The organism is Pseudomonas sp. CFBP 13710 (assembly GCF_014842235.1).
GTDB classification, from domain to species: domain Bacteria; phylum Pseudomonadota; class Gammaproteobacteria; order Pseudomonadales; family Pseudomonadaceae; genus Aquipseudomonas; species Aquipseudomonas baltica.
This window is the reverse complement of sequence record NZ_JACYVJ010000008.1, coordinates 1-23,659: the sequence shown is the minus strand read 5'-3', so window position 1 is coordinate 23,659 and position 23,659 is coordinate 1. Positions and strand designations below refer to the sequence as shown.

Sequence of the window (23,659 nt, the reverse complement as noted above, 5' to 3'; positions counted from 1 at the left end):
GTCATGCCCAACCGTTTACCCGTCACCGTGCTGTCCGGCTTCCTGGGGGCCGGCAAGAGCACGTTGCTCAATCACATCCTGCGCAACCGGGAAGATCTGCGCGTTGCCGTGATCGTCAACGACATGAGTGAGATCAACATCGACGGCAGTGAAGTGCAGCGTAACGTCAGCCTCAACCGGGCCGAAGAAAAACTGGTCGAAATGAGCAATGGCTGCATCTGCTGCACGTTGCGCGAAGACCTGCTCGAAGAAGTGGCCAAGCTGGCTGCCGAGGGGCGTTTCGATTACCTGCTGATCGAATCGACGGGCATCTCCGAGCCGCTGCCGGTGGCCGAGACTTTTACCTTCCGCGACGAGCACGGCCAGAGCCTGGCCGATCTGGCCCGGCTCGACACCATGGTCACGGTGGTCGACGGGGTCAATTTCCTGCTCGACTATCAGGCAGCGGAAAGCTTGGCGACGCGCGGCGAAACCCTGGGAGAGGACGACGAGCGAGCCATCACTGATCTGTTGGTGGAACAGGTGGAATTTGCCGACGTCATCCTTATCAGCAAGATCGACCTCATCAGTCAGGCTGAACGCACCGAGCTGATGGCAGTACTGCACACACTCAACCCCGGCGCGCAGGTCATGCCCATGGTCATGGGGCAGGTGCCGCTGGCACGCATTCTGGACACCGGGCTGTTCGATTTCGAGCGCGCAGCGCAAGCGCCAGGCTGGCTGAAGGTGCTCAGGGGTGAGCATGTTGCGGAAACCGCAGAATACGGCATTGCATCCACGGCCTACCGCGCCCGGCGTCCGTTCCACCCACAGCGCTTCCATGACTTCATCGACAAACCCTGGACCAATGGTCGGCTGCTGCGCTCCAAAGGCTTTTTCTGGCTCGCCAGCAAACCCCAGGAAGCAGGAAGCTGGTCCCAGGCGGGTGGGTTGATGCGCTATGGCTTCGCTGGCCGCTGGTGGCGTTTCGTGCCGCAAACGCAATGGCCGCAGGATGTCGAGAGCGTGGCTGCCATCCAGCAGACCTGGCAGGCCGACACCGGAGACTGCCGCCAAGAGCTGGTATTCATTGGGCAGAAAATGGATTTCGCAGCGTTGGGCCACGCCCTGGACCAGTGTCTGCTGGATGATGAGGAACTGGCCCAGGGTGCACAGGCCTGGGTTCATTGGCCAGATCCGTTCGGCGAGTGGCACGATCAAGGCCAGCAGGCGTGATCCGGATTGCTCAGGGCAAGATCCATTGTCCCTGACTGTTTTGCTCGCAGAACGGCTTGAGGTAGGCGGCGTCGCTCGCCACACCGTAGTAGTGGATGTCCTGTTCATAGGGCATGCGCTCGACCCGAGCGCCACGGCAAATACCGTAGGCGCCTTGCGGGCACTGCGCCAGGAATTGTACTTCGACCTGCTGCCCCGGCAGGTTGGGTCGACAAAAACCTTCCTTGAACAGCTTCGGCGGTATAGTGCGATTCTGCTGGCACACTTCGACGCTTACCCGTTCTGCCTGGCTGTGCACCACGCAGGCCTCGGCCCACACCTGGGTACTGGCCAGCAGCCCCAGCAAACCCCACACACGCATCGCTCAACCTCCATAGATATCCGACCATGCTGCAGAACATCCCCACCCATGTCATCGCAGGCCCCTTGGGCGCCGGCAAGACCAGCCTGATTCGTCGTCTGCTGGCGTGCAAGCCGACAAACCAGCGTTGGGCCGTGCTGATCAACGAATTCGGCCTGGTGGGCATCGACGCCGCGCTGCTTGCCACCACCGATGATGGTATCGCAATCGGCGAAATCGCCGGAGGATGTCTGTGCTGCGTGAACGGTGCGCCGTTTCAGATCGGCCTGGGCCGTCTGCTGCGCAAAGCCCGGCCGGATCGCCTGTTCATTGAACCCTCGGGCCTGGGTCATCCGTTGCAGATCCTTTCGCAACTGAGCGAAGCGCCCTGGCGCGGCGTTCTGGCGGTGCAACCGCTGGTGATGGTGCTCGACGCGCTGACCCTTGCGAAAGGCGTCGCGCTGCCAGCTGCACAGCGCGAAGCGGCTGAAGTGGCAGGCTTGGTGATCATGAACAAGGCAACGGCGCCGCAGAGCTTGTGTATAACCTCAGGGTTACCCACAGAGCGAATGCTGTGGCTCGATATCGATCAGGTGCGGTTCGAGCAGTTACCCCTTGTGGATAATTCGGCGCCACTGGTTGTGGACAGGCTGAGGGAGCCCCCGCAAGCCATGGGTGAAATCTGGGTGGATAAGTCCCAGCCGCAATGCCAGGTGCAGGATCACCGCGATGGTTGGAGCATCGGCTGGCGATGGCAAGCCCGAACGCAGTTCGATTTGCCAGCAGTGGAGCGCGCATTGGCCCCTTGGTCTTGGCGACGGGCCAAGCTGGTTATCCACAGCCCGAATGGATGGTTTTCGAGCAACCTGCTGGCGGGGCAGTCGGTGCAGTGGAAAACCAGTGAATGGCGTCGTGATTCACGTTTGGAGCTGATATTCGATACGCCGCAGGACGCAGCCGCTCTTCAGGATAACTTGCAGCAGGCACGCGTGGACGACCCATCGCAGCGCTGACGTCGCTCAGGGACGCCAGCGCTTGTGTTCCTGACGCCACTGACTCATCTCGATGACTTCGGCACTGGTCGCGGTTTTCACTTCGAACGGGTAGGGCGCCAGCTCGATCTGCACCGCGTGTGGCCCGAATTGGGTGGCGATGCCTGCATGGCGCTGCTCGCCGGTCACCGTGAATTCGAAGTTGTACACACGCGCCAGACGCTTGCGGCCGTTGGCATCGGCCAGCCAGGAAAAACGCTTGAAGGCCACGTTGTCGTCGAGCAGTTCCAGATCGAGCTTGCTGCAATGCTGCTTGACCCGCGCCAGGGCTTTTTCACGCAGGCCATGGTTGTGCCACAGCCAAGCCGCACCTGCGGCCATCAACATCAGGATGAACATATTGCCAAGGGTCAACATCGAAGTGCGCTCCAACCGGTTGCTCGCAGCTTAACTGTGTCTCCGGTCTGTCGTACAGGCTGCATTTCGCGCGATACTGCGCGCCATGAAGTCCTGTCACCGGTCCGGAATCCTTGCATGAAACGTACACCACACCTGCTCGCCATCCAGTCCCATGTCGTGTTCGGCCACGCCGGCAACAGCGCGGCGGTTTTTCCGATGCAGCGGGTGGGGGTCAAGGTCTGGCCACTGAATACGGTGCAGTTTTCCAATCACACTCAGTATGGCCAGTGGACGGGAGAAGTGTTGGCGCCGCAACACATTCCCGCACTGGTCGAAGGGATTGCGACGATTGGCGAATTGGGCAACTGCGATGCCGTGCTCAGTGGCTATCTGGGCAGCGCCGCGCAGGGGCGAGCGATCCTGGGCGTGGTACGTCGGGTCAAGGCGGCCAATCCCAAGGCCCTGTATCTGTGCGACCCGGTGATGGGGCATGCGGAAAAAGGCTGCGTGGTGCCGGCCGAGGTCAGCGACTTTCTGCTCGATGAAGCCGTTGCCGCTGCCGACGTACTGTGTCCCAACCAGCTGGAGCTCGACAGCTTCAGCGGGCGCAAGGCCCAATCCCTGCCGGACTGCGTGGCCATGGCGCGGGCGTTGCTGGCGCGCGGGCCCAAGGCGGTGCTGGTCAAGCACCTGGCCTATCCGGGCAAATCGGCCGAAGACTTCGAAATGCTTCTGGTCACTGCCGCGGGCAGCTGGCACCTGCGTCGTCCGCTGCTGGCGTTTCCGCGCCAACCGGTCGGTGTGGGTGACCTGACCAGTGGCTTGTTCCTCGCCCGGCTGCTGCTGGGCGATGATTGGCTGGCCGCTTTCGAATTCACTGCGGCGGCGGTGCATGAAGTACTGCTGGAAACCCAGGCCTGTGCCAGCTACGAGCTGGAACTGGTACGTGCCCAGGACCGCATCGTGCACCCGCGCCTGCGTTTCGACGCCGTGGCGCTTTAAATCGGCTCGTCCTTGAGATCGCGGTAGCGCTTTTCCAGCTCCTGGCGAATCTGTCGACGTTGCTGTGCCTGGATGAAGCGCCGCGTGCCTTCGGCATCCTGCGGCTGCAGGGGCGGTACGCTGGCCGGCTTGCGCTGGTCATCCACTGCCACCATGGTGAAGAAACAGCTGTTGGTGTGGCGCACGGAGCGTTCGCGGATGTTCTCGGTGACCACCTTGATGCCCACTTCCATCGAAGTATTGCCGGTGTAATTGACCGAAGCCAGGAACGTCACCAGTTCGCCGACATGCACCGGCTCGCGGAAGATCACCTGATCCACCGACAAGGTCACCACATACCGGCCGGCATAGCGGCTGGCGCAGGCGTAAGCCACTTCGTCGAGGTATTTGAGCAGGGTTCCTCCGTGCACATTGCCGGAAAAATTGGCCATGTCGGGGGTCATCAGCACCGTCATCGACAGCTGGGCGTTTCCAGGTTCCATAGTGAACTCACGGTTGGTTGGCAGAAGTGCAGGGGCGTCGCCTATATTGGCGTTTGCCGCTTTCAAAAGGTTGCATCCAGAAGCGGACGCCGAACGGACGGGCGCCGTCACGTCTATCGTGCCATTACGCAGGGCATAGCGGCGATCTGTTTCCGCATATTGCATCGACGTTCGCCTGCAATGGCCGGTGTTAATCTGCCTTTCTGAAACAATTGGTACAGCAATTCTGAATAGCAATGGAGGCTATCACCGTGCATGCCATCAGTTTTATCCAGGACCTGGCGGTGATCATGCTGGTAGCCGGCGTGGTGACGATTCTGTTTCACCGGCTACGGCAACCCGTGGTGCTGGGCTACATCGTTGCCGGCTTCATCATCGGCCCCCATACGCCGCCGTTCGGCTTGATCCACGACGAAGACACCATCAAGACCCTGGCCGAACTGGGCGTGATCTTTCTGATGTTCAGCCTGGGCCTGGAATTCAGCCTGCGCAAACTGTTCAAGGTCGGTGCCACGGCCTTTATCGCTGCGTTCCTGGAAATCGTGCTGATGATCTGGATCGGCTACGAAATCGGCCGCTGGTTCGATTGGGGCACCATGGACTCGCTGTTCCTCGGGGCTATCCTGGCAATCTCCTCGACCACCATCATCGTCAAGGCGCTCAACGACCTGAAGATGAAGAACGAGCGCTTCGCCCAGTTGATCTTCGGCGTGCTGATCGTCGAGGATATTCTAGGTATCGGTATCATCGCCCTGCTGTCGGGGATCGCCGTCAGCGGCGCGGTCAGTTCGGGCGAGGTGTTCTCGACGGTCGGCAAGCTCTCGCTGTTCATGGTCATTGCCCTGGTCGTGGGCATCCTGGTGGTGCCCCGGCTGCTGGCCTATGTGGCCACCTTCGAAAGCAACGAGATGCTGCTGGTGACCGTGCTGGGCCTGTGCTTCGGCTTTTGCCTGCTGGTGGTCAAGCTTGAATACAGCATGGTGCTCGGGGCTTTCCTGATCGGGGCGATCATGGCCGAGTCGCGGCAATTGCTGAAGATCGAGCGTCTGATCGAACCCATCCGCGACATGTTCAGCGCGATCTTCTTCGTCGCCATCGGCCTCATGCTCGACCCCGCCATCCTGCTCGACTATGCCTGGCCGATTGCAGTCATCACCGTCGCCGTGGTGCTCGGCAAGATCGTCTCTTGCGGGCTGGGCGCGTTCATTGCCGGCAACGATGGCAAGACATCGCTGCGGGTGGGCATGGGCTTGTCGCAGATCGGCGAGTTCTCGTTCATCATCGCCGCGCTGGGCATGACCCTGCAGGTCACCAGCGATTTTCTCTATCCCGTTGCCGTGGCCGTGTCGGTGCTGACCACGCTGTCCACGCCGTACCTGATCCGGGCAGCCGATCCCTTGTCGCATCGCCTCGGCGCTATCGTGCCGCAACGTGTCGCACGCGTGCTGGGCATGTACGGGGAATGGCTGCGCAGCATCCAGCCGCGCGGGCAGGGCGCCATGCTGGCATCGATGATCCGCAAGATCCTCCTGCAGGTAGGGGTCAACCTGGCGCTGGTGATCGGTATCTTTCTGGCTGGCGCCTATTTTGCCGAACGTATCGGCGGTCACCTGACGACTTGGGTGGCCGAGCCCGGCGGGCAGAAGGCGTTGATCTGGGGCGCAGCCTTGCTGCTGTCGCTGCCGTTTTTGATCGCCGCCTATCGCAAGCTCAAGGCACTGTCGATGCTGCTGGCGGAAATGGGCGTGAAGCCGGAAATGGCTGGCAGGCATACCCAGCGGGTGCGGCGCGTCATCGCCGAAGTCATTCCGCTGCTGTCGCTGCTGGTGATTTTCGTGCTGCTGGCGGCACTGTCGGCGAGCATATTGCCGACCATGGAATTACTGCTGTTGATTGCGGTGGTTGCAGCTGCAGTGGTGGCCGTGTTGTGGCGCTGGTTCATTCGCGTGCATACGCGGATGCAGGTGGCTTTGCTGGAAACCCTGGATAACAACGTCGAGCATTGAATTTGGGTAGGCAGGTTTGGCCTTTTCGCGGGTAGAACCCGCTCCCACAGGGTTGGCGGCGCGCCGTCGAGCTGTGAAAAGGTCACACCTGCCTCTACCGATCAGCTTTCCAGCCAGACGTCTCGTACCCAGTGCCAGACCGACTCCCAGCTTTCCTCGGTCACCAGCTCTTCCTCGCCCGACCACAGCACCACGGTGCCGTCTTCTTCGACACAGTAGTAGTCCTCGCCGTCCTGACAGATCGGGATCAGCTCGCGTGGTACGCCGATGTCCCAGGCGCTGGCGGCGACCTCCGGCAGATACGTATGCGATTGCGGGTCGGTCACGGTGACCGGTTCCAGGCTGCCATACACGACGTCGCTGACGGTGAGCAGATACTCCTTGAAGACGAACGGAATATTGATGAACAACTGCTCTTCGATCTCGACCAGCAGGTCTTCGTCTGGCAGTTCCAGGGGAACCGGTACCGGCTCATTGGCTTCTCGGAGCTGCTCGATCACTTCTTCCACGATGTTTTCCTCTGACCAGAATACGCGCTGCGGTTTATACCTTAGCTGGAAATGGATGCAACGTTCAAAATGCAAAAGCCCCGACCAGGGCCGGGGCTTTGCAAAGCGTGACGTGTATCAGTTCTGGCGGATACCCGCGACCAGCCAAGGCTGATTTTCGCCCTGGGCGCGTTCCATGTTCCAGCTTTCGCTGAAGGGTTCGCCCTTGTCGAAGCGCGAGGTCTTCGATACGCCGACGAATGTCAGGGTAGCGATGGTTTTCTCGGCGCGATCATCGACACCTTCCAACTGCACTTGCAGATCGTCGATGTAGGTGGACTGGAAGCCATCACCCAGCTCGGCACGTTCCTGCTTCAACGATTGCAGCATCTGCGGGGTGACGAACTCGGCGATCTTGTCCATTTCGTTGGCATCCCAGTGCTGCTGCAGCGACTGGAAGTGGCTGCGGGCTGCGTTCAGGAAGCTTTCTTCGTTGAACCAGGCCGGCGCGTTGATCACCGGACGGGCTGCGGAAGCACCGCTGGCGCCACCGAAGATCGACGGTTGGGCAGGTGCCTGGTCGATCGCTTCACGCTGGTACGGAGCACCGGCGCCGGCCATTTGCGGGCCCTGCTGCTGCTTGCGACGGCGAGCGGCGATGAAGCGGAAGATCAGGAAGGCGATGACCGCCATGATCAGGAAGTCGAAGATCTGCATGCCCTGGAAGCCATCGCCCATGAACATGGACGCCAGCAGGCCACCGGCGGCGAGGCCGGCCAGAGGGCCCAACCAGCGCGAGGCACCGCTGGCGGCTGGGGCTGCACGGCCTGGGACGGCTGCTGCGGCACCTGGGGTGGTGGGCGCGGCCTGGCGAGTCTGGTGAGTCGGGGCTGCGCCCATGCTCTTGCCGCCGCCGAAGCGTTTGGCACTGGCATCGAGGCTCATGGTCAGGCCGATGCACAGGGCCAGGGCCATGCTGAGAAAACGTTGCATAGGTTCATTCCGTTAGGTGGATTGCACGCGAGTCATGTTGCACAGGTGCGCTGTACATAGCTAGTGACAACATGTTTCGAGCTTTTGCGTAAATGCGAAGCGCGGCGTAGGAAAATTCGTTGCTCCTTGGAAAGGCCGTGTCGGCTTTTTCGCGGCCGCCGGGCACCGCGACAAAGCCCTGCAGCCAGTGGCTACACTGGCTCGAGCTTCGCGTACCCCAGCATCAACCACTTGCTGCCCTCGGCGAAGTTGACCTGCACCCGCGCCTGCGCGCCGGAGCCTTCGAAGTTGAGGATCACGCCTTCGCCAAACACAGAGTGCTGCACGCGCTGGCCCAGGTTGAACTGGGTTTCCGGAATGTTGGCCGCACCGAACAGGCTGCTCGAGTTCTGCGCCTGGCCACCGCCGAAAGGACGACTCACGCTGTTGGACAAGCGCACTTCCTGGATCAGCCCGGCGGGCACCTCGCGCACGAAGCGCGACACCTTGTTGTAGGTCTCGCTGCCGTAGAGGCGGCGCGTTTCGGCGTAGGTCATCACCAACTGCTGCATGGCCCGGGTGATGCCGACATAGGCCAGGCGCCGCTCTTCCTCGAGACGGCCTGGCTCTTCCAGGCTCATCTTGTGCGGGAACAGGCCTTCTTCCATGCCCACCAGGAACACGTAGGGAAACTCCAGGCCCTTGGCGCTGTGCAGGGTCATCAGCTGCACGCTGTCCTCGTGCTCCTCGGCCTGGGTGTCGCCGGCCTCGAGCGAGGCATGGCCCAGGAATGCCGCCAGCGGCGTCAGGTCGGCTTCTGCCTCGCCGTTTTCGAAGTTGCGCGCAGCGCTGACCAGTTCCTCGAGGTTTTCCACCCGTGCCTGGCCTTTTTCGCCCTTTTCTTCCTGGTGGTAGATGATCAGGCCGGACTGCTCGATGACCGTCTGGGTCATCAGGTGCAACGGCATCTGCATGACCTTGGCGGCGAGGTTCTCGATCAGCTCGATGAACGCGCTTAGGGCATTGGCGGCGCGCCCGGTCAGGCCCTTGTTGGCCACCAGTTGGCGGCCGGCTTCCCACATCGACACTTCGGCATGACGGGCATGCTGACGGATGGCTTCGACGGTCTTCTCGCCCAGGCCGCGTGGCGGGACGTTGATCACCCGCTCCAGGGCGGCATCGTTGCCGCGCCCTTCGAGCAGGCGTAGGTACGCCATGGCGTTCTTGATTTCGGCGCGTTCGAAGAAGCGCTGCCCGCCATAGATGCGATAAGGGATACGCTCGCGCAACAGCGCCTCTTCCAGCACCCGCGACTGGGCGTTGGAACGGTAGAGAATGGCGATGTCGCTGCGCGCCAGGCCGGTCTTGAGCGCGCTCTCGATGGTTTCGACCACATAGCGCGCCTCGTCGTGTTCGTTGAACGCGGCGTACAGGCTGATCGGCTCGCCATCGCCGCCATCGGTCCACAGCTCCTTGCCCAGACGCCCGCTGTTGTTGGCGATCAGGGCGTTGGCGGCCTTGAGGATGCCGGCGGTGGAGCGGTAGTTCTGTTCCAGACGAATCAGCTGCGAATCAGGGAAATCGGCGGAATACTGGTGAATGTTTTCGATCTTGGCGCCGCGCCAGCCGTAGATCGACTGGTCGTCGTCGCCTACCACCATCAGGCTGTCGCCACCTTGTGCCAGCAACCGCAGCCAGGCGTACTGCACGGCGTTGGTGTCCTGGAATTCGTCGACCAGCACATGGCGGAAACGGCGCTGATAGTGCGCCAGCAGGCCAGGGTTGTCGCGCCACAGGTCGAGGGCGCGCAGCAGCAGTTCGGAGAAGTCGATCACCCCCGCCCGCGCGCAGGCCGCCTCGTACGCTTCGTAGATCGAGCGCATGGTCGCCAGGAACAGGTCGCCACCGGGCTGGATGTGCTGCGGGCGCAGACCTTCGTCCTTCTGCCCGTTGATGAACCACTGCGCCTGGCGCACCGGCCACTTCTGCTCGTCCAGGCCCAGCTCGCGCATGACCCGCTTGACCAGGCGCTGCTGGTCGTCGCTGTCGAGGATCTGGAAGTTCTGGTTCAGGCCAGCTTCCTGCCAGTGCGCGCGCAGCAGGCGATGGGCCAGGCCGTGGAAGGTGCCGACCCACATGCCGGCCGGGTTGATGCCCATCAGCTGCTCGATGCGCTGGCGCATCTCGGCGGCCGCCTTGTTGGTGAACGTCACCGACAGCAGCGAGTGCGGCGAGGCGTTTTCGACCTGGATCAGCCAGGCGATACGGTGCACCAGCACTCGGGTTTTACCGGAACCAGCACCGGCCAGGACCAACTGACGGCCGACGGAGGCCGCTACGGCCTGGCGTTGGGCATCGTTGAGGGAGTTCAGCAGAAGGGAGAGGTCATCGCGCATCCGGGCATTTTAGGGTGCGCGATGGAGTTGGGGCAAACAAGAGTTGCGCGTCTTTGGATAAATACCTGCAGAGTCGGACATAAGGTGCAAGTGCGCCGCCTGTGCTTGTGTATTCTGGCTCGACGGATGGCACCTCACGACAAGCACATTGCCCATGACGCCGAACCTCAACCCGCTGGACTCGCCCCTGGAGCAGCAGGCCCTGCAGGAGCGCTACGCCGCGCAACTGGCCGCCGAGCGCACGCGCCTGCTGTACCAGGGCTCATTGCTGCCGACCTTGCTGATGCTGCTCAACGGCGGCCTGTGTGCCTGGCTGCTATGGACTCCGCAGCATTACCTGGGGGTCAGCATCGGGTTGCTGTGGCTGTTGCTGCTGGTGGCCGGACGAGTCATCCAGGTGGCGGCGTTCGATGCGGCCATGCCGGACCGGCAGGCCCAGGCCCACTGGCGGCGCATGTTCATCTTCGGCTCGGCCGTCAGCGGCGCGACCCTGGCGGCGGCGGCCATCATGCTGGTGTCCGAAGACAACCTCATCCAACAGGCCTGGGTGTTCGGCCTGCTCGGCGCGGCGACGCTGTCGGCCAGCGTGGCCTACGCCGTCAGCCTGCCGGCCTTTCTTGCCTATACCTTGCCGTGCCTGCTGCCGCCCACCGCCTACCTGTTCGTATGGAACGACGGCGCCCAGCGCGGCTGGGGCTGGTTCGGGCTGATTTTCCTGGGAGCATTGCTGGTGGTCGCCTGGCAGGTCAATCGGCTGACCAACCGCAGCCTGTTGCGGCGCTTTCGCAACCAGGAGCTGATCGAGACCCTGCAGTTGGCGCAAAGCCGCAGCGAGCGCCTGAACCAGGCCCTGACCACCAAAGTTGGCCAGCGCCGCGAGGCCCAGCAGCAATTGGCTCAAGCCCATGCGGAGCTGGAAAATCGCGTGCAGCAGCGCAGTCGTGAACTGGATCAGGCCAACCAGGCGCTGGGCAAGAGCGAGCAGCGTCTGGCCCTGGCGTTGGAGGCGAGCGGTTTGGGTCTGTGGGACTGGAACCTGAGCACTGACGAGGTCTACCACACCCAACTCAAGGAGCTGTTCGGCCTGGAGCCGGAATTCATGCAGGCAATGCTCAAGCAACTGCGCCCGCGCATGCACCCGGAGGACGTGCCGCGGGTGAAGCGCGCCATGATCGACCACCTCAAGGGTCGCAGCGACGACTACCTGGTGCAGTACCGGATCCGCCACCATGAAGGCCACTGGTTGTGGATCGAAGACCACGGTCGGGCCGTGGAGCGTGCGGCGGATGGCAGTGTCCTGCGCATGGTTGGCACCCGCCGCGACGCCAGCCGCGACATCGCCCTGAGCGGCCAGCTGGAGCTGGCGGGGTTGGTGTTCGACCATTCCAGCGAGGGCATCCTGGTGCTCGATGCTCATTGCAAAGTACTGACGTCGAATCCGGCATTCAGCCGTATTACCGGGCTGGCTGCGGATCAGCTCTGCGGGCGATCCTGGTGGCAACTGCCTTGCAGTCGCGATGCGCGCAGGTGCGAGGCGTCGATTCGGCATGCCATGGACATCGAGGGTTCATGGCAGGGAGCGCTGACCGAGACGCGACTGAATGGGGAGCAGTATGGTCAATGGCTACAACTGATCGGCGTGCGAAATGCCCGAGGTGAAGTTCACCAGACCATCGTTCTGGTCACCGACGTGTCGGCGCGTACCGGTGACCACCGCTAGCCTGGGCCGGGGTACGCGCAGGTGAGACTCATGGGTACCGATGACATTCGCAAAGGGCCGGATTTGGCGGCCGATCATCCTTGCTGAGACGTTTAACTGGGCGATCACAGAGGCCTGTAGTATAACTGCAGACTAGCTACATCCCGGCCCTTCGACCCCTTTAGCGGAAGCTGTCCCTTGAACCTGCTGCAACACATCGACCAGTCTCGCCACCTGCTGCGCAAATCCGAACTCAAGGTTGCCGAGCATGTGCTGCTGGACCCTGCGGCGGTGATGCACAGCTCCATGGCCGACCTGGCGCACAGCGTGGGCATCAGCGAGCCGACCATCGTGCGTTTCTGTCGGGCGATCGGCTGCACCGGTTTCCAGGACCTCAAACTCAAGCTGGCGCAAAGCCTGGCGGCGGGGGCGAGTTTCGGTCAGTTCGCCATCCACGAAGACGACTCGGTGGCCGACTACAGCCTGAAGATCTTCGACACCACCCTGCATACCCTGATGGAGGTGCGCGAGAAGCTCGACCCCGAAGCCCTGCAGCGGGCGATCAGCGCCATGGTCACCGCACAGCGTGTCGAGTTCTATGGTTTCGGCGCATCCGGCGCAGTGGCCGCCGATGCCCAGCACAAGTTCTTCCGTCTGCTGCTGACGGCGGCGGCTTACTCGGACCCGCACATGCAGGCCATGTCGGCAGTGACACTGAAGCCGACCGACGTGGCCGTGTGCATCTCCCAATCCGGGCGCTCGAAGGACCTGCTGATCACCGCCAACCTGGTGCGTGAAACCGGCGCCACCCTGATTTCGCTGTGCCCGGGGCAGACGCCGCTGGCGGAACTGGCGACGGTCAACCTGGCGGTCGACGTGCATGAAGACACCGAGATCTACACCCCGCTGGCCTCCCGCATCGCCCACCTGGTGGTGATCGACGTACTGGCCATGGGCGTGGCAATGGCCCGCGGCCCAGACCTGGTCAATCACCTGAAGAGCGTCAAGCGCAGTCTGCGCAGCCTGCGCCTGTCGCCCAAGTCGTTGAAGGCCCACGAGGCTCACGAGGACTGAGCGACCGCTGCGGTTTAACCCGATGTTCACCGCCTCGTCGCCAAACCTTCACATAGCCACGCCACCCTGTACTCCCGAACTCGAACTGGGAGACACGCAATGGCTCGTTACTTCGATGGCTCGCAACCGCAGGGCAACAGCGCGACCCGTACCAAACGTCAGCAGGAAGATCAGCGCCGCATGGAGTTTCGCCGTGCGATCGAGAGCTATTCCGAGCAGCGTCGCTTGCTCCAGGAAATCGGCGACGATGCCGAGCTCAATTACTGGCAGGCGGCATCGGCGGGTTCCCGCCAAAGCGCTCGACCAGCGCCTTGATCTGCGCACGTTCGGCGCGGATGAATGCGGCAAAGGCCAACGCCACCGGCGACTGACGCCGTGCCTTGGCCTGCACCACGCACCAACTGCGCTGCAACGGCAGCTCTTCCACACGCAATTCGCACAACGTGCCTGTGGATAACTCCCTGGCGACGGCGTGGCGTGTCAGCAGTGCCAGCCCCAGCCCCGCAATCACGCATTCGCGCTGAGCCTCGGCGGAAGACACTTCCAGCGTCTGCGCAAAATGCACGCGCTTCTCCTTGAAATATTCCTCGCACGCTCGTCGTGTGCCCGAACCCTGTTCGCGTACCAGCAACGTATAGGCTTGCAGCTCCTGCAGGTTCACCCGTTCCTGCTGGCACAGCGGGTGCTCGGGCGGAGCCACCGCCACGATCGGGTTGTTGAGGAAGGGCATAAAGTCCAGCCCCATGTCCTGCGGCACCATCGACATGATGGTCACGTCGTCGCGGTTGTCACTCAAACGGCGAATGACCTGCGCACGGTTGACCACCGTGAGCTGCAGATTGACTTCCGGATGCAGCGTGCGGAAGGCGGCGAACAGGTGTGGCGTGAAATATTTGGCACTGGATTCGACCGCCAGCTTGAGTTGCCCCTGCAGCGAGCCCTGCAGGTCGGACAGCTGCATGTCGAGGTTTTCCAGGCGGCCGAAGATGTCCCGGCTGGCGGCCTGCAGCGCTTGCGCTGCCTCGGTCAGGTAGAGCTTCTTGCCCACATAGTCGAATAAGGGCTGGCCCACCAGCTCTTCCAGCTGACGAATCTGCAAGCTGACTGCCGGTTGAGTCAGCGACATTTCTTCTGCCGCGCGGCTGTAGGAGCGCAGGTCGCACACTTCGTTGAACACTTGCAGCTGACGCAACGTCAGGCGCATCAATGACTTACGCATTTCTCAATCCGATGTGCGGTGGGCAGTTCCTCAAATATAAGCTTTTACTAATATGTAACCCAACAAAGATTTATTTTTATTAATCCTCATGCCGCGCTAGCTTGCAGGGGCAACCAGGAAACAACTGGTTACCCAAAGGGTCGGCCACGCACCGACCCGAATGGATTCATCGGTCGAGGAAATTCCAAGTGATAAAAAAGATCCTGATCGCCAACCGAGGTGAGATTGCCGTACGTATCGTACGAGCCTGCGCCGAAATGGGCATTCGTTCGGTCGCGATCTACTCCGAAGCCGATCGCCACGCGCTGCACGTCAAGCGCGCCGACGAAGCCCACAGCATCGGTGCCGAGCCCCTGGCCGGTTACCTGAACCCACGCAAGCTGGTGAACCTGGCGGTGGAAACCGGCTGCGATGCCTTGCACCCGGGCTATGGCTTTCTTTCCGAGAACGCCGAGCTGGCGGATATCTGCGCCGAGCGAGGGGTGAAGTTCATCGGCCCGTCTGCCGAAGTCATCCGCCGCATGGGTGACAAGACCGAAGCCCGGCGCAGCATGATCAAGGCGGGCGTGCCGGTCACGCCCGGCACCGAGGGCAACGTGGCCGACATCCGCGAAGCGCTGGAGGAGGGCGAACGCATCGGCTATCCGGTCATGCTCAAGGCCACTTCCGGTGGCGGCGGGCGCGGCATTCGTCGCTGCAACAGCCGCGAGGAGCTGGAGCAGGCGTTCCCGCGGGTGATTTCCGAAGCGACCAAGGCTTTCGGTTCGGCCGAAGTGTTCCTGGAAAAATGCATCGTCAATCCCAAGCACATCGAAGCACAGATTCTGGGTGACAGCTTCGGCAATGTGGTGCACCTGTTCGAGCGCGACTGCTCGATTCAGCGGCGTAACCAGAAGCTCATCGAGATCGCGCCCAGCCCGCAGCTGACCCCCGAGCAGCGCGCCTACATCGGCGACCTGTCGGTGCGAGCGGCCAAGGCGGTGGGTTACGAGAACGCCGGCACCGTGGAATTCCTGCTCGCCGAGGGCGAGGTGTATTTCATGGAGATGAACACCCGGGTGCAGGTCGAACACACCATCACCGAGGAAATCACCGGCATCGACATCGTCCGTGAGCAGATCCGCATCGCCTCGGGGCTGGCCCTTTCGGTAAAGCAGGAAGACATCGTGCACCGCGGCTTTGCCCTGCAGTTCCGCATCAATGCCGAGGATCCGAAGAACAATTTCCTGCCCAGCTTCGGCAAGATCACCCGCTACTACGCGCCTGGTGGGCCGGGCGTACGCACCGACACGGCGATCTATACCGGCTACACCATTCCGCCGTTCTACGATTCCATGTGCCTGAAGCTGGTGGTCTGGGCGCTGACTTGGGAAGAGGCCATGGACCGCGGCCTGCGTGCGCTGGATGACATGCGCCTGCAAGGCATCAAGACCACCGCGGCGTACTACCAGGAAATCCTGCGCAACCCCGAGTTTCGCAGTGGCCAGTTCAACACCAGTTTCGTCGACAGCCACCCTGAGCTGACCCAGTACTCGATCAAGCGCAAACCCGAAGAGCTGGCCCTGGCCATCGCCGCCGCCATCGCCGCCCACGCCGGCCTGTGAGGAACACAACAATGTCCAATACGCCTGTTTCCAAGCGAATATTCGTTACCGACACCATCCTGCGCGACGCCCACCAGTCCTTGCTGGCAACGCGCATGCGCACCGAAGACATGCTGCCTATCTGCGACAAGCTCGACCGGGTGGGCTACTGGTCGCTGGAAGTATGGGGCGGCGCCACCTTCGATGCCTGCGTGCGCTTTCTCAAGGAAGACCCGTGGGAACGCCTGCGCAAGCTGCGCGAGGCGCTGCCGAACACGCGTCTGCAGATGCTCCTGCGCGGGCAGAACCTGCTCGGCTACCGGCATTACAGCGATGACGTGGTGCGGGCCTTCGTGGCCAAGGCGGCCGACAACGGTATCGACGTGTTTCGCATCTTCGATGCCATGAACGACGTGCGGAACCTGCGCGTGGCCATCGAGGCCGTGAAGGCAGCCGGCAAACACGCCCAGGGTACCATCGCCTATACCACCAGCCCGGTGCATACCGTGGCCGCGTTCGTGGCCCAGGCCAAACAGATGGAAGCCATGGGCTGCGACTCGGTAGCGATCAAGGACATGGCCGGCTTGCTGACACCTTATGCGACCGGCGAGCTGGTCAGGGCGTTGAAGGCCGAGCAGTCGCTGCCTGTGTTCATCCACAGCCACGACACGGCAGGCCTGGCCGCGATGTGCCAGCTCAAGGCCGTGGAAAATGGCGCCGATCACATCGACACCGCCATCTCGAGCTTCGCCTGGGGCACCAGCCATCCGGGCACCGAGTCGATGGTCGCGGCGCTCAAGGGCAGCGAATTCGATACCGGCCTGAGCCTGGAACTGCTGCAGGAAATCGGCCTGTATTTCTACGCCGTGCGCAAGAAATACCACCAGTTCGAAAGCGAATTCACCGCGGTCGATACCCGCGTGCAGGTCAACCAGGTGCCGGGCGGGATGATTTCCAACCTGGCCAACCAGCTCAAGGAGCAGGGCGCGCTGAACCGTATGAACGAGGTGCTGGCCGAGATCCCCAAGGTGCGCGAAGACCTCGGCTTCCCGCCACTGGTCACGCCCACCTCGCAGATCGTCGGTACCCAGGCATTCTTCAACGTGTTGGCCGGCGAGCGCTACAAGACCATCACCAACGAAGTGAAGTTGTACCTGCAAGGCGGCTATGGCCAGGCGCCGGGTAAGGTCAACGAACAACTGCGGCGCCAGGCGATCGGCAGCGAGGAGGTCATCGACGTACGTCCCGCCGACCTGCTCAAGCCGGAGATGGACAAGCTGCGCAAGGACATCGGCGAGCTGGCGCAGTCGGAGGAGGATGTACTGACGTTTGCGATGTTCCCCGACATCGGGCGCAAGTTCCTCGAAGAGCGTGCCGCCGGCACGCTGGTGCCCGAGGTGTTGCTGCCGATCCCCGAGGCCGGAGCGCAGGTTGCGCGCAGCGGTGAAGGGGTACCGACCGAGTTCGTCATCGATGTGCACGGCGAGAGCTATCGAGTCGACATCACCGGTGTCGGGGTCAAGGCCGAAGGCAAGCGGCACTTCTACCTGTCCATCGACGGCATGCCTGAAGAGGTGGTGTTCGAGCCGTTGAACGAGTTCGTCGGCAGCGGTATCGGCAAACGCAAGCAGGCCAGCGAACCCGGCCATGTCAGCACCGCCATGCCCGGCAATATCGTCGATGTGCTGGTCAAGCTGGGTGACTCGGTCAAGGCCGGCCAGGCGCTGTTGATCACCGAGGCGATGAAGATGGAAACCGAGGTCCAGGCCGGTGTGGCAGGCAAGGTCACGGCGATCCACGTGGCCAAGGGCGACCGCGTGAACCCCGGCGAGATACTGATCGAGATCGAGGGCTGATCTCAGGTTTCAAGGTTTTCCTCTGGGGGCCGGGTGGCCCCCTTTTTTTTGTCCACCCGGCAGCCGCGAGACTGATCAGAAGCGCATCTGCCACTGGCCGACCACAGCATGGTTGCGACTGTTGCTACCCAGCTCGCCGGTGTAACCGATGCCGACGCTCTGCCGCGCACTGACACCCAGGTCCAGGCCGGCTTCGACCATCAGGCTGTCGCGGTCCAGGGCGCTGCCTTCGACACTGAACGCATTGCCACCACTGGCAAACGCCTGCCGGGTGCTGTTGTCGACGTCTCCATAGGCATGACGCCAGCCCAGGCTGCCACGCGGGGTCAGGCTCATGCCGTTGTCCAGTTGGCTCAAGTGAGCCAGGCGCACGCCGAAGGTGCTGGTGAAGTTGTCCTGTGTCTGGGCGTCCACGGCGAGGGCGGCGGCTCCGCCTTTTTCGCGGTAGCCGTCGCGGCTGTAGCGCTGGTAGCCCAGGTTGGCGAAGGGTTCGGCGCTGAGCCGGCCGCTGCCCAGGTCGTATCCCAGTTCGGCGAAGGCTTGCTGGCTGTCGGCGTCGTAGTCGCCGCGCAAACGGTCACTGAAGCCGGCGAAGTCGACACTGCGCTTGCTGTTGCCATCATGCTGGCTGTAGGCCGCACCCAGGCGCAGGGCCAGCGGACCGTTCTGGCGCAGGGCGTAGATGCCTGCGTGCCAGCTGTCGATTTTGCCGTCCACGCCGGATGCGTCCAGGTCGGTACGCGAATAACCGCCCAGCAGGCCCACGCGCCAGTCCGGGGTCAGTGCCCAGTCGGTGCCCAGCACGGCGCCCGAAGTCCGCTGTTCGAGGCCATCGCTGCCGTGTTCGCCATCAAGCTTGCCGTAGCTGCCCAGTGCCTGGACCCAGACACGGCCCTGTGCGTTGGGGTCGTTGAGGTTGCGGGCCTGGTCGGGTATGCCGCTGGCGGCCAGCACCGGCGTGTCTTGTGCGCCCAGGCCCACCAGCAGGCCGCTGCCGCTGCCCATCTGGCGCATGGCCGAGAGCATGCTGCTGCCGACCTGGGTGGTACCGGCCAGGGTTGCGGCAGCCAGGTTGGCGTTGCTGCTGCCAGCCAGTTGCTCGATGGCCGCCCCTGCGCTGGCGGTGCTGGTGCCGAGCAGGGCGTTGTACAGGGTGCCGCTGCTTGCGGCAGCCAGGCTGCGGGCGGCATTGCCGCCATTGGTGGTGCTGGCGAAGTCGGCGAAGGCGATGTCGTTGCGGGTGTAGTCGAGGTCGACCGCGGTCGCGCCGTAGCTCAGGGTCGGGGTCAGAAAGGCGTAGTCGCTCGTCACCGTACCGAAGCGACCGTTCACGCTGCCCGCCTGCAGCACGGTGTAGCGGCTTTGCCAGGGGTATTCGCCACTGCTCGGCACAACGGCCAGGGTGGCGCCGTCGAGATTGGCCGCGCCTGCGACCTGCAGCGGCGCACTGCTGCCATCGGCGTTCACGCCATACGCCAGGGTTGCGCCGCGTGCCAGTGTCAGGTCGCCGTTGACCAAGGCAGTGCCCAGTTGGCTGTTGCTCGACAAGGTGCCGTTGACGAGCAGGTTGCCCACTGCGCCACCGCCGGCGTAGACGCCGCCCGGGTCAACGCTGAGGTTGCCGGCAATACTGCCCTGGTTGATCAGCGTGGCGCCGTTGGCAATGCGACTGTCGGCGCTGAAGTCGCCGATGCTGGTGAGGGTCCAGGTGCCGCTCTGCACTTCCAGGGTTTCGAAGTGGCGGCTGTTGCCGAAACTGCCGCCGGCGTTGCCCTCCAGGATCACACGATCGCGGCCGCTGCCGCCGTCGACCACACCGTTGAAGCGACCACCGCTAAGTACGGTCAAACGGTCATCGCCTGCGCCCATTTGCAGGGCCTGTCCATTGCTGCCGCCGATGGAGCCGGCGTTGATGACGGTGTCGGCGAAGGCGCCATTGAGCTGCACGCCGAAGCCGTTGAGCCCGCTGATGCTGCCATGGTTCTCCAGATAGGTGGCGCCATGGGCCGAGCCATTGCTGCCATCGTCGATCAGGATGGCATTGTCGGCGCCGCTGATGGTGGCGCCTGCCGCATTGAAAATATAACCGCCGCCCATGGCGATGCCTTCGCTGGCATTGAGGGGATCGCCTGGCTTGGCACCGGATGCACCGGTGCCGCGAATGGTGCCGTAGTTCTCGATATGGCCGATGTAGTCGATGTCCACACCGTCGCCGTCACCCACGGCCTGCAGGCCGGACACATCGCCGGAGATCAGGCCATGGTTGATGACCGTGCCGTTGCCGTCCGAACCGTAGCCCGAGCCATTGCGGCCTATCAGCGTGCCTTCGTTGTACAGCAGCGCACCTTCGTCCGTGGTCAGGCCGTGGCGGCCGCCGCTGATCAAGCCATGGTTGTACACGGACACGCCAGTGGCCGCCGCCACGTCGATACCGTCGTACTTGTCGTCGAGGCTGAAGGTGTCGCCTGTGGATATCTCGCCGTGGTTGATGATCGTTGCATTGATACCGGTTTTCATCGCGTCGTTCTTTTCGCTGCGGATCAACCCGCCGGCGCGGTTGTCGAGGGTGGTGGCGATGCCAGCGCTTTCCAGGGCTTCCAGATCGATAGCGCGCTTGTTCAGCGAGCGCAGCGTGCCACTGTTGTCGATGGCGATGGCGCCACGGCTGAAATCGTCCTTGATGCGAAAGGCATCGGACGAGCCTTGAATCAGCGCACCCGCGCGATTGATCAGGGTGTAGTTGCGCATTGCGCCGCTACTGGAGCTGTCGATGGCTCGATCGGCAGTGGAGATCAGCCGGCCCGAGTTATCCACAACCACGCCAGTACCCGCTGCCGAACCCTTGAGCTTGATCGCCTCGGCACTGGCCGTGATGCTCCCAGCCTTGCTCACCGTCAGGCGATCGGTATCGCTCAGGCTTTGCGTCGCCTGGATGGCGGTATCGATCTGCAGGTCTTTGGCGAAGGCCGCCGACATCGGCGTGCCCGGGGCGAGCAGAGCGATGGCAAGGGCGAGGCGGTGCGGAGAGTACGGCATGAGCGGACGACCTGATTGCAGTGAGGTCGTCCTGTATAGCCCCTGGTCTTTACAGAATTATTTAAACGCCGACGCGAAACTGTTCCAAGGGTTTGCGCTGGCCGGAAGAAGGCTGGTTGTCTACCGCCAGCCAGCCCTCGAACGCTGCCTCGATTGCCGGCCACTCGCTGTGGGTGATGGAAAAGTACGCCGTGTCACGGTTGCGACCCTTGACTACCATGTGCTGGCGGAACACGCCTTCGAGGCTGAAACCGACGCGTTCGGCGGCGCGGCGCGAACGTTTGTTGGCGTTGTCGCACTTCCATTCGACCCGGCGATAGCCCTGACCGAATGCCAGCTTGAGCGCCAGGTAGATCGCCTCCGTGCCCTTGGGCGTGCGCTGCATGGAGGCGGCAAAGGCCACGTGGCCCACTTCCAGGCGTCCGTGCGCCGGCACGATGGACATCAGGCTGAGGATGCCTTCGGCTTTGCCGGTGTGCTGGTCGACCACGCAGAAGCCCAGCGGATCGTTGCTGATGGCATAGCCGTCGAGCCAGATGTAGAACAGCTCCAGGTCGTTGAAGGGACCGTAGGGCAGGTAGTCCCACAGCTGCGCGTCGGACTGCGGCCCCTGCAGGGCTTCCCAGAGGTCTTCACCATGGCGCTTGGGATCGAGTTTCTCCAGGCGGATGAAGCGACCGTTCATGGTGGTCGCCACGGGTGCCTTTACGGGCTTCCAGTCGGATGCGGAGGCGGATGTGGGCATGGCAGCTCCTAGAGTGGCTTGCGAAATTGGATGAAACCGGGCTGCTCGGCGATATTCCGGTACAGCCCGATGGCGGTGCTGTTGGTTTCATGGGTGAGCCAGTGGACCTTGGCGCAACCGGCGGTCTTGGCGGTTGCGTAGACGAACTCGATCAACTGGCGACCCACGCCCCCACCGCGTACCGAAGCATCCACCAGCAGATCCTGCAGGTAGCAGGAGTTTTCAATGGTCCAGCACGAGCGGTGATAGATGTAGTGAACCATGCCGATGGCCACGCCGTCGCGCCAGGCAAGCGCCGCGTGCATGGGTTCGGCGTCGTCGAGCATGCGCTGCCAGGTGACCTGGGTCACGGCGTCGGGAATCTCGGTCTGGTAGAAAAGCTGGTAGGCCCGCCAGAGGTTCAGCCAGGCAAGATGGTCGGCTGCGGTAACAGGACGAATGGCGAGGTCGGACATGGTCGTGCTCCGGTGGGTCGTGACGGTCATCTTGGCATCTTGTGCGAGCGAGTGCATCCAACAGCACTCGGAAGATTATCCACACAGGTATCCACAGGGTTATACCCCCGGTTATGCACAGGTTTATCCACAGATCGCCCTAAGCGTCTGGTATTACATACAGTGAAATGGCTTGCTCAGCCGCGGTTGGACAGTTTCTGACCGGCGCGTCGAGGGAACGTTGCAAGAAGGTTGTTCACAAAATCCTGCGGGTGCCTGGCACCGATCACCTGCGGCCTGAAGTCGCTCTGGTCGCAGAGACGCATCAACACCTGGCTTTAGGTTTTATACTGCTGCGCTGTCTTGTCTCTCTATTCGGATGCTGCCATGAGTTCGACCTTTTCTGTTGCCCCACGGCGTGCACTGGGTGCGCCGCTGGTGGCGATCTCTCTGCTGGTGCTCGGCGGGGTGTTTCTCGCCGCTGCGGTGGGTTCGCGCCAGGTGCTGTTGTGGGCGGTCGGTGCGGCCCTGGGTCTGACGCTTTATCACGCAGCCTTCGGCTTCACGTCTGCCTGGCGGGTGTTCATCCGTGATCGCCGAGGCGCAGGGCTGCGGGCGCAGATGGTCATGCTGACGCTGGCGGTGCTGCTGTTCTTTCCGGTTCTGGGTGCAGGCAGCCTGTTCGGCCAGCCGGTGGTGGGGCTGGTCGCGCCCGCCGGTTTGTCGGTGGTGTTCGGTGCCTTCATTTTCGGCATCGGCATGCAGTTGGGTGGCGGTTGCGCGTCGGGGACGCTGTTCACCGTCGGTGGTGGCAACGCACGCATGCTGGTGACCCTGCTGTTCTTCATCTGTGGCTCACTGATCGCGACCCACCATGTGGACTGGTGGTTTGCCTTGCCATCGTTGCCGGCGATCTCGATCGTCAAGAGCCTGGGCGTGGTGCCGGCGCTGTTGCTGAGCCTGGGCGTGTTCGCGCTGATCGCGTGGGTGACGGTGGGCCTGGAACGGCGTCGGCATGGTGCGCTGGAAACACCCGACGTGCGGGCGACGCCTGGTTCGAACAGGTTCCTGCGCGGGCCGTGGCCCCTGGTGTGGGGAGCAGTCGCGCTGGCGCTGCTGAACTTCGCCACGCTGGCGCTGGCCGGTCGGCCTTGGGGCATCACGTCGGCGTTCGCCCTGTGGGGGGCGAAAGTGGCCAGTGGGTTGGGCGTGGACGTGGGCAGTTGGGCGTTCTGGCAAACCGCATCCAACGCCAAGGCGCTGGCTGCGCCGGTGTGGGAGGACATCACCAGCGTCATGGACATCGGTATCGTGCTGGGTGCACTGCTGGCGGCGGGGTTGGCCGGGCATTTCGCGCCCAGCTTGAAGATCCCGCGCCGGTCACTGATCGCGGCCGTGATTGGCGGGTTGTTACTGGGCTATGGGTCGCGCCTGGCTTATGGCTGCAACATCGGTGCGTATTTCAGCGGCATTGCCTCTGGCAGCCTGCATGGCTGGCTGTGGCTGGTCGCCGCCTTCATCGGCAACAGCGTTGGCGTTCGCCTGCGTCCGTTGTTCTTTCCCAACGAAGCGCGCGTGGAACGCCTGACCGGCTGCTGAGTGACAGTGACACCGCGGCGCCTGCTTCGCGGCCGATGACCGCTCCTACGGGATCATGCAAGCTTCGTAGGAGCGGTCCGTGGCCGCGAAGGGCGCGCCGCAGTCTGTCTGATACACCGCAG

Annotated in this window: 19 protein-coding genes and 1 pseudogene; 10 read left to right on the top strand and 10 right to left on the bottom strand. The window is 62.9% G+C overall.

The genetic code is table 11. The annotated features are described in order from the left end of the window. The first annotated feature begins 3 nt into the window (after positions 1-3). Entirely contained in the window at positions 4-1,215 is a 1,212-nt protein-coding gene (gene zigA / locus IFT44_RS16420; protein ID WP_192176240.1) for a zinc metallochaperone GTPase ZigA, read from the top strand. Between the two features lie 10 nt (positions 1,216-1,225). Here zigA and IFT44_RS16415 read toward each other — a convergent pair whose 3' ends face one another. After that, complete coding sequence (locus IFT44_RS16415; RefSeq protein WP_192176239.1) at positions 1,226-1,576, bottom strand: NADH:ubiquinone oxidoreductase; 351 nt, start codon at positions 1,574-1,576, stop codon at positions 1,226-1,228. A gap of 26 nt (positions 1,577-1,602) precedes the next feature. Between IFT44_RS16415 and IFT44_RS16410 the strand changes: the two genes are divergently transcribed. Further along, positions 1,603-2,568, top strand: a complete 966-nt coding sequence (locus IFT44_RS16410; protein ID WP_192059302.1) for a CobW family GTP-binding protein — start codon at positions 1,603-1,605, stop codon at positions 2,566-2,568. 6 nt (positions 2,569-2,574) lie between these two features. Here the strand turns inward: IFT44_RS16410 and IFT44_RS16405 are convergent, their stop codons facing one another. Beyond that, positions 2,575-2,964: a DUF3301 domain-containing protein gene (locus IFT44_RS16405; protein ID WP_192137814.1), complete on the bottom strand. Its 390-nt coding sequence runs from the start codon at positions 2,962-2,964 to the stop codon at positions 2,575-2,577. Positions 2,965-3,081: 117 nt separating this feature from the next. On the opposite strand from IFT44_RS16405, the gene pdxY reads away from it, so the two are divergent. Then, positions 3,082-3,948: a pyridoxal kinase PdxY gene (gene pdxY, locus IFT44_RS16400; RefSeq protein ID WP_192137815.1), complete on the top strand. Its 867-nt coding sequence runs from the start codon at positions 3,082-3,084 to the stop codon at positions 3,946-3,948. On the opposite strand, the gene IFT44_RS16395 is transcribed toward pdxY, so the two are convergent. Then, a complete protein-coding gene (locus tag IFT44_RS16395) occupies positions 3,945-4,430 on the bottom strand; it encodes an acyl-CoA thioesterase (protein WP_122480012.1) in 486 nt (161 codons plus the stop codon). The two genes, pdxY and IFT44_RS16395, sit on opposite strands and share 4 nt — an antisense overlap. Positions 4,431-4,681: 251 nt before the next feature. Between IFT44_RS16395 and IFT44_RS16390 the strand changes: the two genes are divergently transcribed. After that, complete coding sequence (locus IFT44_RS16390; protein ID WP_122480134.1) at positions 4,682-6,436, top strand: cation:proton antiporter domain-containing protein; 1,755 nt, start codon at positions 4,682-4,684, stop codon at positions 6,434-6,436. A gap of 101 nt (positions 6,437-6,537) precedes the next feature. Here the strand turns inward: IFT44_RS16390 and IFT44_RS16385 are convergent, their stop codons facing one another. The 3 genes from IFT44_RS16385 to uvrD form a co-directional block, all read right to left on the bottom strand. After that, a complete protein-coding gene (locus IFT44_RS16385; protein ID WP_122480011.1) occupies positions 6,538-6,945 on the bottom strand; it encodes an SMI1/KNR4 family protein in 408 nt (135 codons plus the stop codon). A gap of 117 nt (positions 6,946-7,062) precedes the next feature. Next, positions 7,063-7,917: a Tim44 domain-containing protein gene (locus tag IFT44_RS16380; RefSeq protein WP_122480010.1), complete on the bottom strand. Its 855-nt coding sequence runs from the start codon at positions 7,915-7,917 to the stop codon at positions 7,063-7,065. 191 nt (positions 7,918-8,108) lie between these two features. After that, complete coding sequence (gene uvrD / locus IFT44_RS16375; RefSeq protein ID WP_192103061.1) at positions 8,109-10,292, bottom strand: DNA helicase II; 2,184 nt, start codon at positions 10,290-10,292, stop codon at positions 8,109-8,111. A 154-nt stretch (positions 10,293-10,446) separates the two neighbouring features. On the opposite strand from uvrD, the pseudogene IFT44_RS16370 reads away from it, so the two are divergent. From IFT44_RS16370 to IFT44_RS16360, 3 genes and pseudogenes are all read left to right on the top strand, one after another. Next, a pseudogene (locus tag IFT44_RS16370) lies at positions 10,447-11,994 on the top strand (PAS domain-containing protein); the annotation flags it as partial. Positions 11,995-12,189: 195 nt separating this feature from the next. After that, a complete protein-coding gene (gene hexR / locus IFT44_RS16365) occupies positions 12,190-13,065 on the top strand; it encodes a transcriptional regulator HexR (RefSeq protein ID WP_122480007.1) in 876 nt (291 codons plus the stop codon). A gap of 99 nt (positions 13,066-13,164) precedes the next feature. Next, on the top strand, positions 13,165-13,380 hold the full coding sequence (locus IFT44_RS16360) for a PA3496 family putative envelope integrity protein (protein ID WP_122716067.1): 216 nt from the start codon (positions 13,165-13,167) through the stop codon (positions 13,378-13,380). On the opposite strand, the gene IFT44_RS16355 is transcribed toward IFT44_RS16360, so the two are convergent. Continuing rightward, positions 13,322-14,284: a LysR family transcriptional regulator gene (locus IFT44_RS16355; protein ID WP_192176237.1), complete on the bottom strand. Its 963-nt coding sequence runs from the start codon at positions 14,282-14,284 to the stop codon at positions 13,322-13,324. The genes IFT44_RS16360 and IFT44_RS16355 overlap by 59 nt on opposite strands. 188 nt (positions 14,285-14,472) lie before the next feature. On the opposite strand from IFT44_RS16355, the gene IFT44_RS16350 reads away from it, so the two are divergent. Both IFT44_RS16350 and oadA read left to right on the top strand, forming a co-directional pair. Next, positions 14,473-15,888, top strand: a complete 1,416-nt coding sequence (locus IFT44_RS16350; protein ID WP_122480004.1) for an acetyl-CoA carboxylase biotin carboxylase subunit — start codon at positions 14,473-14,475, stop codon at positions 15,886-15,888. Positions 15,889-15,899: 11 nt separating this feature from the next. Then, positions 15,900-17,723: a sodium-extruding oxaloacetate decarboxylase subunit alpha gene (gene oadA / locus IFT44_RS16345; protein ID WP_185794645.1), complete on the top strand. Its 1,824-nt coding sequence runs from the start codon at positions 15,900-15,902 to the stop codon at positions 17,721-17,723. A 75-nt stretch (positions 17,724-17,798) separates the two neighbouring features. Here the strand turns inward: oadA and IFT44_RS16340 are convergent, their stop codons facing one another. The 3 genes from IFT44_RS16340 to IFT44_RS16330 form a co-directional block, all read right to left on the bottom strand. Next, on the bottom strand, positions 17,799-20,759 hold the full coding sequence (locus tag IFT44_RS16340; protein ID WP_192176236.1) for an autotransporter family protein: 2,961 nt from the start codon (positions 20,757-20,759) through the stop codon (positions 17,799-17,801). A gap of 61 nt (positions 20,760-20,820) precedes the next feature. After that, entirely contained in the window at positions 20,821-21,504 is a 684-nt protein-coding gene (locus IFT44_RS16335) for a GNAT family N-acetyltransferase (RefSeq protein ID WP_122480001.1), read from the bottom strand. A gap of 8 nt (positions 21,505-21,512) precedes the next feature. Beyond that, positions 21,513-21,959 (bottom strand): GNAT family N-acetyltransferase, encoded by a 447-nt coding sequence (locus tag IFT44_RS16330; RefSeq protein WP_192055147.1) that lies wholly within the window; start codon positions 21,957-21,959, stop codon positions 21,513-21,515. Between the two features lie 366 nt (positions 21,960-22,325). Here IFT44_RS16330 and IFT44_RS16325 point away from each other — a divergent pair, with 366 nt between their 5' ends. Next, on the top strand, positions 22,326-23,537 hold the full coding sequence (locus tag IFT44_RS16325; protein ID WP_192059314.1) for a YeeE/YedE family protein: 1,212 nt from the start codon (positions 22,326-22,328) through the stop codon (positions 23,535-23,537). Positions 23,538-23,659: the final 122 nt, after the last annotated feature.